The organism is Streptomyces sp. CB01580, assembly GCF_001905795.1.
Taxonomy (GTDB): domain Bacteria; phylum Actinomycetota; class Actinomycetes; order Streptomycetales; family Streptomycetaceae; genus Streptomyces.
Window position 1 is genome coordinate 476,869 of the sequence record NZ_LIXJ01000004.1, and the last position, 14,075, is coordinate 490,943.

General features: G+C 73.5%; 9 protein-coding genes. 5 read left to right on the forward strand and 4 right to left on the reverse strand.

Annotated elements, in window-relative coordinates; genetic code table 11:
* Nucleotides 1-366: 366 nt before the first annotated feature.
* The 3 genes from prfB to AMK22_RS10180 all read right to left on the reverse strand — a co-directional run bounded on the left by prfB (nt 367) and on the right by AMK22_RS10180 (nt 4,829).
* Nucleotides 367-1,473: a peptide chain release factor 2 gene (gene prfB, locus AMK22_RS10170; protein ID WP_073783485.1), complete on the reverse strand. Its 1,107-nt coding sequence runs from the start codon at nt 1,471-1,473 to the stop codon at nt 367-369.
* A gap of 230 nt (nt 1,474-1,703) precedes the next feature.
* A complete protein-coding gene (locus AMK22_RS10175) occupies nt 1,704-2,942 on the reverse strand; it encodes a serine/threonine-protein kinase (protein ID WP_073783487.1) in 1,239 nt (412 codons plus the stop codon).
* A gap of 213 nt (nt 2,943-3,155) precedes the next feature.
* Nucleotides 3,156-4,829: a serine/threonine-protein kinase gene (locus AMK22_RS10180; RefSeq protein WP_073783489.1), complete on the reverse strand. Its 1,674-nt coding sequence runs from the start codon at nt 4,827-4,829 to the stop codon at nt 3,156-3,158.
* Nucleotides 4,830-5,363: 534 nt separating this feature from the next.
* On the opposite strand from AMK22_RS10180, the gene AMK22_RS10185 reads away from it, so the two are divergent.
* The 5 genes from AMK22_RS10185 (at nt 5,364) to AMK22_RS40690 (ending at nt 13,671) form a co-directional block, all read left to right on the forward strand.
* On the forward strand, nt 5,364-9,095 hold the full coding sequence (locus tag AMK22_RS10185; RefSeq protein WP_073783491.1) for an FHA domain-containing protein: 3,732 nt from the start codon (nt 5,364-5,366) through the stop codon (nt 9,093-9,095).
* Between the two features lie 362 nt (nt 9,096-9,457).
* Complete coding sequence (locus tag AMK22_RS10190; RefSeq protein WP_199883177.1) at nt 9,458-10,825, forward strand: ABC transporter substrate-binding protein; 1,368 nt, start codon at nt 9,458-9,460, stop codon at nt 10,823-10,825.
* Between the two features lie 4 nt (nt 10,826-10,829).
* A complete protein-coding gene (locus AMK22_RS10195; RefSeq protein WP_073783493.1) occupies nt 10,830-12,284 on the forward strand; it encodes a carbohydrate ABC transporter permease in 1,455 nt (484 codons plus the stop codon).
* A complete protein-coding gene (locus AMK22_RS10200; protein WP_073783495.1) occupies nt 12,281-13,180 on the forward strand; it encodes a carbohydrate ABC transporter permease in 900 nt (299 codons plus the stop codon). The genes AMK22_RS10195 and AMK22_RS10200 overlap by 4 nt, the downstream gene beginning before the upstream one ends.
* A gap of 308 nt (nt 13,181-13,488) precedes the next feature.
* The gene (locus tag AMK22_RS40690; protein WP_073783497.1) at nt 13,489-13,671 is read left to right on the forward strand and encodes a CDP-glycerol glycerophosphotransferase family protein; all 183 of its coding nucleotides are present in this window, start codon (nt 13,489-13,491) and stop codon (nt 13,669-13,671) included.
* On the opposite strand, the gene AMK22_RS10210 is transcribed toward AMK22_RS40690, so the two are convergent.
* Nucleotides 13,643-14,014 (reverse strand): hypothetical protein, encoded by a 372-nt coding sequence (locus AMK22_RS10210; RefSeq protein ID WP_242433902.1) that lies wholly within the window; start codon nt 14,012-14,014, stop codon nt 13,643-13,645. The genes AMK22_RS40690 and AMK22_RS10210 overlap by 29 nt on opposite strands.
* Nucleotides 14,015-14,075: the final 61 nt, after the last annotated feature.

The window sequence follows — 14,075 nt, forward strand, 5'->3', positions numbered from 1 at the left end:
CCATATGTGGGCCTCGGCTCCGCAGGGTTCGCTCCGAACGGCGCCACATCGAGTCGTAGCCATGCCGCCCGCCCCCGTTCACACCCGTCCCGGACATACGCATGCTGCTCTAGCACCCTGTCCACAGTTAAGAATTACGTCAAGGCCGTTCCAAGCAATGTGCACCGGTTTGCTCGCAGTTGACCTTCATTCAGCAGCGAGACTGTGACGCACTCGCCGGACCGCCCCGTCAAGCCGCCCGTGCGGCCCCCCGGCCCCGACTCTCCTTCGGGGCCGGCCCCCGTGAACGGCTCCGACGGAAAGCGGCCGGTGCCCGAACCCTGCTGGGGATTCCGGGACCGGCCGCTCCTTCGTCGGTCGTTTCTGCTACTTCTCCCGCTGCTTGCGCCAGCGGATGCCCGCCTCCAGGAAGCCGTCGATCTCACCGTTGAAGACCGCTTCCGGGTTGCCCATCTCGAACTCCGTACGCAGGTCCTTGACCATCTGGTACGGGTGCAGGACGTACGACCGCATCTGGTTGCCCCAGGAGTTGCCGCCGTCACCCTTGAGGGCGTCGATCTTGGCCTGCTCCTCCTGACGACGGCGCTCCAGGAGCTTCGCCTGGAGGACGTTCATCGCGGACGCCTTGTTCTGGATCTGCGAGCGCTCGTTCTGGCAGGAGACCACGATGCCGGTCGGGATGTGGGTCAGACGCACCGCGGAGTCCGTGGTGTTGACGCCCTGGCCGCCGGGGCCCGAGGAGCGGTACACGTCGACGCGCAGCTCGGACTCGTCGATCTCGATGTGGTCGGTCTGCTCGACCACGGGCAGCACCTCGACGCCCGCGAAGGACGTCTGGCGGCGGCCCTGGTTGTCGAAGGGCGAGATCCGGACGAGCCGGTGGGTGCCCTGCTCGACGGAGAGCGTGCCGTAGGCGTACGGGACCTGGACGGCGAAGGTGGTCGACTTGATGCCGGCCTCCTCCGCGTACGACGTCTCGTAGACCTCGGTCTTGTAGCCGTGCTGCTCGGCCCAGCGGAGGTACATGCGCTGGAGCTTCTCGGCGAAGTCCGCCGCGTCCACGCCACCCGCCTCGGCCCGGATGTTGACCAGGGCCTCGCGGGAGTCGTACTCGCCGGAGAGGAGCGTACGGACCTCCATCTCGTCCAGCGCCTTCTTGACGGCGTCCAGCTCGGCCTCGGCCTCGGCCAGCGTGTCGGCGTCACCCTCGTCCTGGGCGAGCTCGAAGAGGACTCCGAGATCGTCGATACGAGCGCGGAGGGCCTCGGCCTTGCGGACCTCGGCCTGGAGGTGCGAAAGCCTGCTGGTGATCTTCTGCGCCGCCTCGGGGTCGTCCCAGAGGGAGGGCGCGGCCGCCTGCTCCTCGAGCGCGGCGATGTCCGCCCTCAGCGCATCCAGGTCCAGGACGGCCTCGATGGACCCCATGGTCGAGGAGAGGGACTTCAGCTCTTCGGAAATATCGACGACTGCCACGGGTCCAGCGTAACGGCTGTCGGAGCGGACCTTCCCCGGGCCGCATGATCACGTCTCGGTGACGCCGCCGACCGCGTCCCGCCGACGCCGCTCGTCGCATTCCCTTCGGCGCCTTTGATCACGACTCCGTGACGCCGCTCGTCGCGTTCCTTTCGGCGCACGTGGTCACGGCCGCGGTCACGGCTCGGCGGCCGGGTGCGCAGCCCGTGCGACGGGTACGGCGGCCCGGCTCAGGGGATCGCCGGGGCCGAGCTCTCCGTGTCCTGCGGGGGCGCGTCCGAGGAGTCGCCGCTCAGCGCCAGCCAGCCGCCCACGCCCAGCGCCGCCGTCAGCACCAGGGCGGCGGCGCCCAGGGTGAGGCGGCGCTTGCGGACGGCCGCGGACTTGTTGCGGGCCGAGCCGGGGCGGGGCGCGCCCGGGGAGCGCGGGGCGCGGGCGGTGCCGCTGGGGCCGCCGGAGAGCTCGTCGGGGGCCGGGACGCGCATGCTGGTGTGGGTGTCGCGGTTGGAGTCCGTGGACGAGCCGGGGACCAGCGGGACCGCGCCGCGGCGGCGGGGCTCCTCGGAGGCGGGGGCGTGCGGCTCCTCGTCGTACGTCCGAGGCTCGGGCTCGGTGCCGGGCTCGTCGATGTCCAGCGGCGGGATGCCTGCCAGTTGCGGGAGCGTCTCGCGCAGCCGGGACGCGAGCTCGGAGGCGCGCAGCCGGGAGGCCGGGGCCTTGGCCAGGCACTGGACGAGGAGCTGCCAGAGTTCCTCGGGGATGCCGGGGAGGGGGACGACCGTCTCCGTCACGTGCCGGCGCAGCACGGCGCCGGGGTGTCCGCCGCCGAACGGGGTGAAGCCGGCGAGGAGTTCGTACAGGACGGTCGCGAGGGCGTAGATGTCGACTGCGGCGCGGGGCGGAAGGCCCTCGACTATCTCGGGGGCCAGGTAGTCCGGGGTGCCGATGATCTTGCTGGCTCTGGTCCGGCCCGGGGTGTCGATCAGCTTGGCCACGCCGAAGTCGGTGATCAGGGCCGGGTGCGCGTTGCCGGGGCCGAGCGGGCCCTCCATGTCGAGGAGGATGTTCTCCGGTTTGACGTCGCGGTGGACCACTCCGGCGGCGTGCGCGGCGGCCAGGCCGTCGGCGACGTCCGCGGTGATCGCGACCGCGGCCTCGGGCGCGAGGCGGCGTTCACGGTCGAGGCGGGTGCGCAGGTCCGTGCCGCGCACCAGGGTCATGACCAGAGCGAGGTCGTTGCCGTCCACCACGAGGTCGCGGACGGCGACGATGTGGGGGTGGTCCAGGCCGAGCAGCGCGGTGCGTTCCTGGACGAAGCGGCCCACGAGCTCCTGGTCGGACGCGAGGTCCTCGCGGAGCAGCTTGATGGCCACCGGGCCCTCGGGCCCCTCGCCGAGCCACACCGTGCCGGCGCTGCCGCGCCCCAGGATCTGGTGGGCGGTGTACCGGCTGCCGATTTTCCGTGCCAAGACTGCTCCCTCAGCGGCTGGCGATGGACCGTCGCTCATGACCCCCGGTCGACAAAGTTACGCGTCGGCCGGGGGGTTGAGTGCCCGGGATGGTGCCAGCCCTCGCTTCCACGGGCGAATTGCGGTGGAATCACGGGGGATTCCGTCCCGCGGAAGTCGACATAGCTACAGAGTTGATGCTGCGCCGACGCCGTCGTCGCGTCGGACGGCGGCTCAGGGGCCGGTGCCCGCACCGCCGTTGCCGCTGTCACTGCCGCCGAGCTTGGAGATCCAATCGGTGATGTTGGAGACCGTGTCGCTGATCGCCTGCCAGTAGCTCTTGCCCTGGCCGATCCAGTCCTGGAGCGGGGTCAGTTCCCAGATCAGCCAGCCGGCGACGAAGAGCAGGACCAGGGTGAACAGGCAGCCCTTGAGGCAGCCGAGGCCGGGGATGCGCATCGGGTTGGCGCTGCGCTGCCGCGGCTCGCGGGGCGGGCGGGGCGCGGGCTGCTGCGGGGGCGCGTACTGCTGGCGCTGCGGAGGTGGCGGCGGGGGCTGCTGGGGCTGGGGCTGCGGCTGGTACGGCTGCGGGGCGTACTGCTGAGGGGGGTACTGCTGCGGCGGGTACGGCTGGTGCTGCTGCGGCGGCTGGGCCCGCTGCGGCCGGGGCTGCGGTTGCGGCTGGGGCCGCTGGGGGCGACGGCGCAGCGGGTCCTGGCTGGGGTCGAGGTACTGGACCTGCGTCTGGTCGTTGCGGTCGCGGGCGGCCTGGAGCTGGGACTGCCAGGGGTGCGGGCCCTCGGGCTGCGGGGGGCAGTCCGGGCGCGGGGGCACGGGCGGCATGACCGTGGTCGGGTCGGCCTGCCCGCCCGGGCCGCCCTGGCCGGAGGTGTGGGGCAGAACACTCGTCGCCCCGTCGGGGTCGTACGAACCGGCGTTGCTCGGCAGCACCTGCGTCGGGGCGGCGGCGTCGGGGGTCTCCGGCACGGGCGCGGGCGACGGGTCGGGGGCGAGCAGGGCTCCCACCCCGTCGGCCGCGGCGATCTCGGCAGCACTGGCGTGGACGCCGATGCCGGCCGCGACGGTGCGCAGCGCGCGGGCCAGGTTCTCGGCGCTGGGGCGCCGGTCCGGGTCCTTGCTCAGGCAGCGCTCTATGACCGTCCACAGCGGTTCCGGGACGGTGGTGGGGCGGCGGGGCTCCTCGCTGAGGTGCCGGTGCAGGACTTCGAGGGCGGTGCCGCCGGCGAACGGCGGGCGGCCGGTGACCAGCTCGTACAGCAGGATGCCCGCGCCGTAGATGTCGACGGCCGAGGTCTGCGGGCGGCCCTCGGCGGACTCGGGTGCGACGTAGGCGGGCGTGCCGACGAACTCGTGGGTCCGGGTGAGGCCCGGGGAGTCGGCCAGGCGCGCGATGCCGAAGTCGGTGAGCATGGGGCGCATCGCGCCTCCGCGCTCGTCGAGCAGGACGTTGGCGGGCTTCAGGTCGCGGTGGACCACGCCGTCGGCGTGGCTGGCGGCGAGCGCGTCCGCGATCTGCGCGGTGAGCAGGGCGGCGGCGACCGGGGTGAACGGGCCGTTGTCGCGGAGGTACCGGTGCAGGTCGGGGCCGTCGATCAGATCCATGACGAGGGCGAGGAGATCGCCCTCGACGACCAGGTCGCGGGTGCGCACGATGTTCTCGTGGGTGAGCCGGAGCAACACCGAGCGCTCGCGCAGGAACCGCATCACGACGTCCGCGTCGTTGGCGAGCTCCTCCTTCAGGACCTTGATCGCCACGGTCTCGCCGGGCTCGCCGGCGACGGCCGCCTCGGCACCCGCGGCCTCCCGCTGGCGGGCCCGCCAGACGGTGCCCGTGGCGCCGCGCCCCAGCGGCTCCTCAAGCAGGTACTTGCTGCCTACCGGCCGCACGTCATGCGCTCCCTGCAGATCGTGGTGTTCACGGTGGTCCCGGATTCGCTACCCGGAGTTCCGGCCCACTCTAGAGGCTGTCGTCAAACCGGCGCCGTCACCCGAAGGGCGGCCGGACGGAGTCCGGTGCCGCGCCGTCGCGGAACAAGACGCTCCTTTTCGGCCGATGGTTGCCAAACACGGGCCGACCGGCCGCCGGACACGGACCGGACGAGCACCGACGGGACGGTTCCGGTGGCGGAACAGGGTTCCGGGACGGGGCCGGAACGCTTGCGGGGCCGCGGAGTGCGCCGCGAGCGGCACACGGGCGGGCACTTATGGGCGCACACTCGGCCAATCAAGATCATTTTCCGGCGGTCGCCGGGCGGACTGTCGGTGACAGGTGCGAGGATGCGTACAGCACGGACTGTGGGAGGGGAAACCCCGCGGCTCGTGACGATCCTGTACCGGACGACGCGTCCGTGCCGGGTGGGGGGAGATCAACAGGGCGTTCCCCCTGCTCGGCGCCCCGCGCAGAAGGGACCGCTGACGGCGATGCAGATCCGGCTGACCGTCCTCGCGCCGCGCAGCGGCCAGACCCCGGCGCGCGCCTGTGACGTGCTGGTCACCGCCCCGCCGGGGACGGCGCTCGCCGCCGTGGCGCCCGGGCTGGCCTCGGCCGTCTCCGGGTCCGACGGGCCGGCCGGCGGCGGTGCCGTGGTGCTGTTCGCCGGGCGCGAGCGGCTCGACGCGCAGCGGTGCGCGCTGGGCGAGCCCCCGCTGGTCGACGGGGCCGTGCTCTCGCTCCAGGTCCCGGGCGAGGACGACGCCGGGGACGACGCCGTTCCGGCCCAGTTGCACGTGGTGGCGGGGCCCGACGCGGGCGGGGTCCATCTGCTGCACGGCGGCCGGGTCAGCGTCGGCCGCTCCGCCGACGCGGACGTCCCGCTCGACGACCCCGACGTCTCGCGACTGCACTGCGCGGTGACGGTCGCCGAGGACGGGCTGGTCTCGGTGACGGATCTGGGGTCCACCAACGGCACCCTGCTCGACAGCAGGCCGGTCCGCGAGCGTCCGGTCCGGCTGAACCCCGGCGCCCTGCTGCGGCTCGGCGAGTCGACGCTCCTGCTGACCTCCGGCGCGCGCACGCCGACGCTGGCGACGACGCCGGACGGCGAGGGGCACCTGCGGGTGTCCGGCACGGCCGACGGGCCGACCGACGAGCACGATTCCGGCCATGATTCCGGCCATGCGTACGCCCCGGGGGTCCTCCCCGGGACGGGGCACGGCTCCGGAACCGGATACGGGGCGGCGGCGCACGACGCCCGGGAGGGCGGTGACGGAGGGCACGGCGACACCGCGACCGGCCGTCGCCCCGCCCCCTCCGGCGTCCCGGGCGGTGCTTCGAGCCCCTCGGAGACCGCCTCCGCCCCTGCGGAGGGCGAAGCACCCCGGAGGGGCGGGATAGGCGCCTGGGCGCGCCGGCTCGCGGGTGGCAGGGGCGAGAGCGCCCATGGGGCGACACCCGACGGGACCGGCGCCGCCGCGCCGCCGCACGGGGACTCCGCCGCACCCCCCGCGAAGCCGGGGGCGGGAAGCATCTGGCCCGATCCCGCGGCCGTGCTGCTGACCGCGCTCGGCCCCGGCCCCCGGCTCTGGGAGCGCGGCAGCGCGCACTCGGAGGCGCTCGTGGTGCGGCTGGGCACGACCGACCGGGCCGAGCTGCCCGCCGTGCCGGTGACCGTGGGGCTGCGGGAGGCCGGTTCACTCGGCCTGGCCGGGCCGCGGAACCGGCTCGCCGGGCTCGCCCGTTCGGTGGTGGCGCAGCTCGCCGCGCTGCACTCCCCCGCCGATCTGGAGATCGTGCTGATCAGCGCGGACCGGGCGCGCGGCGCCGAGGAACGCAGGCGCGAGTGGGGCTGGCTCGGCTGGCTGCCGCACGTGCGTCCGACGCGCGGCCAGGACTGCCGACTGCTTCTCGCGTACGACCGCGAGCAGGCCGTCGCCCGCACGGCCGAGCTGGTCCGGCGGCTGGACGAGGGCCCGCTCGGGCCCGGCTGGGCGAGCCTGGACCGGGCCACGATCGCGGAGGCCGCCGCGCGGTACGCGGGGCCGTTCACCGTTCTGATCGTCGACGGCGACCCCGGGTCGGCGGCACTGCGCGAGAGCACCGCCCGGCTGGCCGCCGCCGGTGCCGCCGCCGGGATCCATCTGATCTGTCTGGCCGAGACCCCGGCCGCCACGCCCACCTCGCCGGTCGCGGCGACGTACGAGGCCGCCTGCCACGCCTCGATCGCGTTCCGCGAGTGCGGGGCGGTCGCGATGCTGAGCGGCGACGTGGCGACGGCCCTGCGGCTGCTGCGCACGGCCGACGGCCGGGCGGCGGGCCGCGGCACGGTCGCCGCGGTGGACGCGGTCTCGGCGCACTGGGCCGAGCGGTTCGGCCGGGCCCTGGCCCCGCTGCGCACGGACGCTGCGGCGTCGGCGCACGGCGGGACCGCATCGACCGCGCTGCCGCTCTCCGCCCGACTGCTGGACGAACTGGGCCTGGCCCGGGCCACCCCGGCCTCCCTGATGGCCCGCTGGGCGTCCGCGGCGGACGACCGGCCCCCCACGCCCCCGATGACCGCGGCGGCCGCCGCGGCCGCCGCGGCCCGCCGTCCGGTCGGCCCCGCGGGCGCCGGTGGCGGTACGGGCGCGGCCGAACCGGACGACCCCGGTTCGGGCCGTACGCGCCACCCCGCCCAGCAGTCGCGCGGCGTCACCGCCCGCGTGGGTGCCCAGCGCTCGGTCCTCGGCCCGCCGTCCGGACCCGGCGGATACGGTCCCGGTGCGGGGCGCTCCCCGTACCCCGGCAGCGACACTGTCACGCACGTCGGCACGGTGAGCCACGGCCTGGCCCGCGACGACGCGCGCGGGAGCCACGAGGCCCACGGCACGCCGGACGCCGACGAGGGGCGCGGGGCAGGCGAGGGCCGGGACTCCGGGCGCACCCCGTACCCCGACACCAGCACCCCCCGGGTCAGCGGCGGACGCTACGGCGGGTCGCCCGCACCGGCCCCCGGCTCCCGCACCGTCACCGGGGCCGGCGGGTGGAACGGCACGGGCAGATCCGCGGCAGGGCGTCCCTCGGTGGCCGCGCACGCGGGCGCGAGCACCGGCGCGGACACGGGAGCAGGGGCCGGGAGGGGAACAGGAGCCGGGACGGGCACGGCCGCGGCCGTGCGGGACCGCGGAGCCTCCGCCTCCGCCTTCGGCCGCCCCTTCGTGGTGCTCGGCGCCGGGCCCCGGGGCGCGGTCGGCGTGGACCTGACGGAGGAGGGCCCCCATCTCCTCGTCGAGGGCCCGCCCGGCAGTGGACGTACGGAGCTGCTGCGCGCCGTCGCCGCCTCGTTGGCCGCCGCCGACCGGCCCGACCGGCTCGGCATCGTGCTGGTCGACGGCGCGGGTGCCGAGCGCGGCGAGGGCCTGGCCCCGTGCGCCGAGCTCCCGCATGCCTTCACGCATCTGGTGGCCAGCGATCCGGTACGGATGCGGGAGTTCGCGCAGGCGCTGGGCGGCGAGCTGAAGCGGCGCGCCGAACTGCTGGGCGAGGAGGACTTCGGCGCCTGGCACCAACGGTGGGAGCTGGCACGGCGGATGGTCGGTCAGCGTCCGCCGAGCGCCGCCGAACAGCGCGGCGACGTGGACTCACCGATGAGCGGGACGCTCCGGCTGCGCCCCGCCGGTGCGCGGTCCGCGGTCCCCGGGCCGTCCCCGCTGCCCCGGCTCGTCGTCCTGGTCGACGACTTCGACGCACTGGTCGCGCCCGCGCTCGGCAGTCCGGGCCGTCCCGCCGCCGGTTCGGTGGTGCGGGCCCTGGAGGCCGTGGCGCGGGAGGGCGGTCGGCTCGGCGTCCATCTGGTCGCGGCGTCGGCCTGCCCGGAGCGTACGGAGGACACGGACCTCGCGCAGGGGGCCCGGTTGCGCATCGTGCTCGACGCCCCGGCCGTCCCGAGCTCGCCGGAGGACCCGGCGCCCGGACGTGGCCGCCTGGGCCATCCGGACGGGCGGGTGACCCCGTTCCAGGGCGGCAGGGTGACGGGACGCATACCTCGCACGGCGACATCGCGGCCCACTGTCGTCCCGCTGGACTGGGAGCGGATGGGCGATCCGCCGGCCCGCCGCCCGGTCCGTGAGCTGGGCAACGGTCCGACGGACCTGGCGCTGCTGGCCAGTGCGCTGGAGCGGGCGGCCCGGTCGGTGAACGCCGAACCGGTGGCCCCGCTCGGCCCCGTCCGCTCCTGACCGCCCAGCCCTGCCCGGACCCCGTCCGCTCCTCACCGCCCAGCCCCCGTCCGCTTCCGCCCTGCCCGGCCCCGTCCGCTTCCGCCCCCTCCGTCCGCGAACGGGGTCGCCCGCCCCGGCCGGTTCAGCCCTGCCCGGAACCCGCCCGCTCCCGGCCCACGCGTCCCCGCCCCGGCACATTCCTCACCCGCCCCGTCCCTGCACCGACACCGTCCCGGGACCCTGCGAGCGCTTCGCATCGACACTGATGACACGTCACGAGCCCATTACGATCAAGGAGTTGACGCCGGAAGCGGTATTGCGACGCCCGTGGTCCCGGCGTAGGACTGTGCGCACACGACGACGTGAGAGACGGGGAAGCTATGCGCACGACCCATCGGATCAGCAGGGCCGCCGTGGTGTTCACCGCCATCGGTGCACTGGCCCTCACCGGTTGCGGCGGCAACGACGACAGCGGCAAAGGAAAGTCCGACCCGGACTCCGGGAGCGGCGGGGAAAGCTCGTCGGGCTTGGTCCTGCCGAAGCTGGACGGCGAGAAGCTCTCGGTCGCGGCCGTCTGGACGGGGGCGGAGCAGGCCAACTTCGTCAAGGTGCTCAAGGAGTTCGAGAAGCGCACGGGGGCGACGGTCACCTTCGTCCCGGCGCAGGACCCGATCATCAACTTCCTCGGTACGAAGATCGCGGGCGGTCAGCCGCCGGACGTCGCGATGATCCCGCAGGTCGGCGCGATCCAGCAGGCCGCCCGGAAGAAGTGGGCCAAGCCGGTCGGGACCGAGGCCCGGGCCCAGCTGACCAAGAACTACGCCAAGGTCTGGCAGGACCTCGGCGCGGTGGACGGCACCCAGTACGCGGTGTACTTCAAGGCCGCCAACAAGTCCCTGATCTGGTACAACGCCAAGGCGTTCGAGAACGCGGGCGCGTCCGAGCCGAAGACCTGGAAGGACTTCCTCGCGACCGCCGAGACGGTCTCCGCCTCGGGCGTCGCCCCGGTCTCGGTCGGCGGCGCGGACGGCTGGACCCTCACCGACTGGTTCGAGAACGTCTACCTCTCCCAGGCGGGCCCGGACAAGTACGACCAGCTGGCCAAGCACGAGATCAAGTGGACGGACCCGTCCGTCAAGGACGCCCTGACCACCCTCGCCGAGCTGTTCGGCAAGCCGTCGCTGATCGCGGGCGGCGCCGACGGCGCGCTCCAGACGGAGTTCCCCGCCTCGGTCACCCAGACCTTCACCGGTGGTGACCAGCCCAAGGCGGCGATGGTCTTCGAGGGCGACTTCGTGGGCGTCAACATCGCGCAGACGAAGGCGAAGATCGGGACCGACGCGAAGGTGTTCCCGTTCCCGGCCGTCGGGGCCGAGTCCCCCGTGGTGACGGGTGGCGACGCGGCGGTGGCCCTCAAGGACGGCAAGGGCGCGCAGGCCCTGCTGACCTGGCTGGGTTCGGTCGACGCGGCGAAGATCATGGCCGAGCAGGGCGGCTTCATCTCGCCGAACAAGGCCCTGGACGCCGCCGCGTACCCGAACGAGGTGCAGCGCACCATGGCGAAGGCGCTGGTCGCGGCGGGTGACGCGGTCCGGTTCGACATGTCCGACCAGGCCCCGCAGTCGTTCGGCGGGACGCCCGGGAAGGGTGAGTGGAAGACCCTCCAGGACTTCCTGAAGAACCCGAAGGACATCGCGGGGACCCAGGCGAGACTGGAGTCCGACGCGGCCAAGGCGTACAAGAGCTGACGCGATGACGACAGCCGCAGCGGGGGGCGCCGACGAGGTGCCCCCCGCCGACACGCATTCGTCCGCGCGCCCGTCGGTGCCCGCGCCCCGAAAGCCGTCCGGCGGCCGGGGCACGGGTCCGGCGCCCGCCCCCGACGGTGCCCCGTCCGGCTCCCCGGGACGTCGCTTCCGGGGCGTGACCGGCACCCGCCGGGTCGTCGCCGCGCTCTTCCTGGCACCGGCTCTGGTGCTGCTCGGCGCACTCGTGGTCTATCCCATCGGGTACTCCGTCTACCGGTCGTTCCTCGACCAGGCGGGCACGGGCTTCGCCGGACTCGACAACTACAAGGCGCTGTTCACGGACGAGACGATCCGTACGGCGATCAAGAACAACGCGATCTGGGTCGTGTTCGCTCCGACCGTCGCCACGGCCCTCGGGCTGATCTTCGCGGTGCTGACCGAGCGGATCCGCTGGGGCACCGCGTTCAAGCTGGTCGTCTTCATGCCGATGGCGATCTCGATGCTCGCCGCGGGGATCATCTTCCGGCTGGTGTACGACCAGGCCCCGGAGCGCGGGGTCGCCAACGCCGTCTGGGTGGGGGTGCACGACACCTTCGCCGAGTCGGCCGGCTACCCGAACGCGCATCCGCTGCCGGTCCACCCGCTGAAGCCGGGTGGCGGCGGCTCGTTCGTCACCAAGGCGCCGGTACGGGCCGGAGAACCGGTGCACCTGCCGCTGGTCGGCGTGGCCCCGGCGAAGATGCCGTCGGACGCGAAACCCGCGAGGGCCGCGAAGGCGGAGCCCGGCAAGGTCACCGGCACCGCGTGGCTCGACTTCACCAAGGGCGGCGGCGGACGGCCGAACGTCATCGACGCCAAGGAGCTGGGGCTTCGGGGCATCGAGGTCCAGGCGGTCAAGGACGGCGCGGTGGTGGCCTCCGCGAAGGCCGGCGCGGACGGGGTGTTCACCCTGCCCGCCTCCGCCGACGGCGCCGAACTCCGGCTCCCCGCCTCGAACTTCAGGGAACCGTACAACGGGGTCGAATGGCTCGGCCCGACCCTGGTCACCCCGGCGATCATCGGCTCCTACGTGTGGATGTGGGCCGGGTTCGCGATGGTGCTGATCGCCGCCGGCCTGGCCGGCCTGCCGCGTGAACTCCTCGAAGCGGCCCGGGTTGACGGCGCGAACGAGTGGCAGGTGTTCCGCCGGATCACGGTGCCGATGCTCGCTCCGGTCCTGTCGGTGGTGCTGGTCACGCTGATGATCAACGTTCTGAAGGTCTTCGACCTGGTCTTCATCATCGCGCCGGGCTCCTCGGTGGCCGACGCGAACGTGCTGGCGCTCCAGCTCTACCGCTCCTCGTTCGGCACGGACGCGGACCTCGGCATCGGCAGCGCCATCGCCGTGCTCCTGCTGCTGCTGGTGCTCCCGGTGATGTACGTCAACATCCGACGCATCCGGAAGGAGGGGCGCCGATGACGACCGCCTCGACCACGTCCGCCGCGGCCGGGCCGGCGCGGGCCGAGCGGTCCCTCGCCGCCCGCGTCGCGGCCCGCGCCGGGGGCGGCGCGATGCGCGTCTTCCTCGTCCTGGTGGGCCTGTTCTGGCTGATGCCGACCGTCGGACTGCTGCTCTCCTCGCTGCGCGGTGCGGACGACATCGCCTCCGACGGCTGGTGGAAGGTCTTCACCGCCCCGTCGCAGATCACCTTCGACAACTACGCCCGGCTGCTGGACAACTCGACGATCACCCACTCCATCCTGAGCACGGTCCTGATCACCGTCCCGGCGACCGTTCTCGTCGTCGTGCTCGGCTCGCTGGCCGGATACGCCTTCGCCTGGATGGACTTTCCCGGCCGCGACTGGTGGTTCCTGGTCGTGGTGGGACTGCTGGTGGTGCCGGTGCAGGTCGCCCTCGTACCGGTCTCGAAGCTCTTCGGCGCGATCGGGATCTTCGAGACGACACTCGGCGTGGTGCTCTTCCACACCGCCTTCGGCCTGCCCTTCGCGATCTTCCTGCTGCGGAACTTCTTCGCGGAGATCCCGAGGGAGCTGCTGGAGGCGGCACGTCTCGACGGAGCGGGCGAGATCCGGCTGTTCACCCGGGTCGTGATGCCGCTGGGCGGTCCGGCGATCGCCTCGCTCGGCATCTTCCAGTTCCTCTGGGTGTGGAACGACATGCTGGTCGCACTGATCTTCGCGGACTCAGGTTCGCCGCCGATCACGGTGGCGCTCCAGCAGCAGGTACGGCAGTTCGGCAACAACATCGACGTGCTGGCGCCCGGCGCCTTCGTGTCGATGGTCATCCCCCTGGCCGTGTTCTTCGCCTTCCAGCGCCAGTTCGTCTCCGGTGTGATGGCGGGCGCGGTGAAGTAGCGACGGCGGCATGCCACGGCTGACGACGGCACGGGCGCGGTGAAGCAGCGGCGGCGCCCGGGTGACGTACCGGCGAAGCGGCGGCGACACTGTACGCACATCCGTACGTCAACACGGGGTGGTCCTGTACAACGCGACAGGACCACCCCACCCGCTCCTCCACGGATTTGCCACGTTTTGACGTAACTCCCTCACTTCACCGGACGTTTGCGGACCGCCCCCACCGCGCTGCGAACGACCCCTGGATGTGTTGTGCCCCGGTTCGGTGTCATCGTGCCCGCGTACCGGGTTCAGGCGTATCTGCGCGAGTGCAGGAGCTGCGGGCCGCGCTCCGGTCCCGGTTCTGCCCGTACGGCGACGGGCGGGCCGCCGAGCGGGTGGTGCGCCGGGTGCTGCTGGGCGAGGCGGCGGAGCCGGTCGCCGGACGGACCCTCCCGGAGCCGGACCCGTCCGGCGACGCGGTCAGCGTCGCTGGCCCGCCATCACCGTGATCAGGCCGACGACCACGAGCAGCGAGCCGCCCCAGGTCCACAGCGAGGTCCGCTCGTGCAGCACGGTCGCCCCGGCCAGCACGATCAGCAGGTACCCGAGCGCGTTGAACGGGTAGGCGATGGACAGCGGCACCGTCGCCAGGGTGGTCATCCAGGCGACGGCGGACACCGCGAAGACCAGCAGTCCGAGGACGACCCAGGGGCTGGTCGCGGCGCGCAGGACGACGGATCCGCCGCCGTGCGCGGCGGCAGCGGCCCCCTTCATCCCGTGCTTGAGCATGATCTGGCCGCCCGCCGACGAGAACACGGCGAAGAGCAGCAGCATCAGACTGGGGACGGTCAAGGTCTTGCTCCTGACTGCGGTGGCCGGTGTCCCGGCCTCCGGGGCGGGGGTGGGGCTGGGG

What these genes read in the sequence shown, in the direction of transcription:
- AMK22_RS10185 (WP_073783491.1), top strand. Translation starts at nt 5,364, where the DNA reads ATGCAGATCCGGCTGACCGTCCTCGCGCCGCGCAGCGGCCAGACCCCG.
- AMK22_RS10190 (WP_199883177.1), top strand. Translation starts at nt 9,458, where the DNA reads ATGCGCACGACCCATCGGATCAGCAGGGCCGCCGTGGTGTTCACCGCC.
- AMK22_RS10195 (WP_073783493.1), top strand. Translation starts at nt 10,830, where the DNA reads ATGACGACAGCCGCAGCGGGGGGCGCCGACGAGGTGCCCCCCGCCGAC.
- AMK22_RS10200 (WP_073783495.1), top strand. Translation starts at nt 12,281, where the DNA reads ATGACGACCGCCTCGACCACGTCCGCCGCGGCCGGGCCGGCGCGGGCC.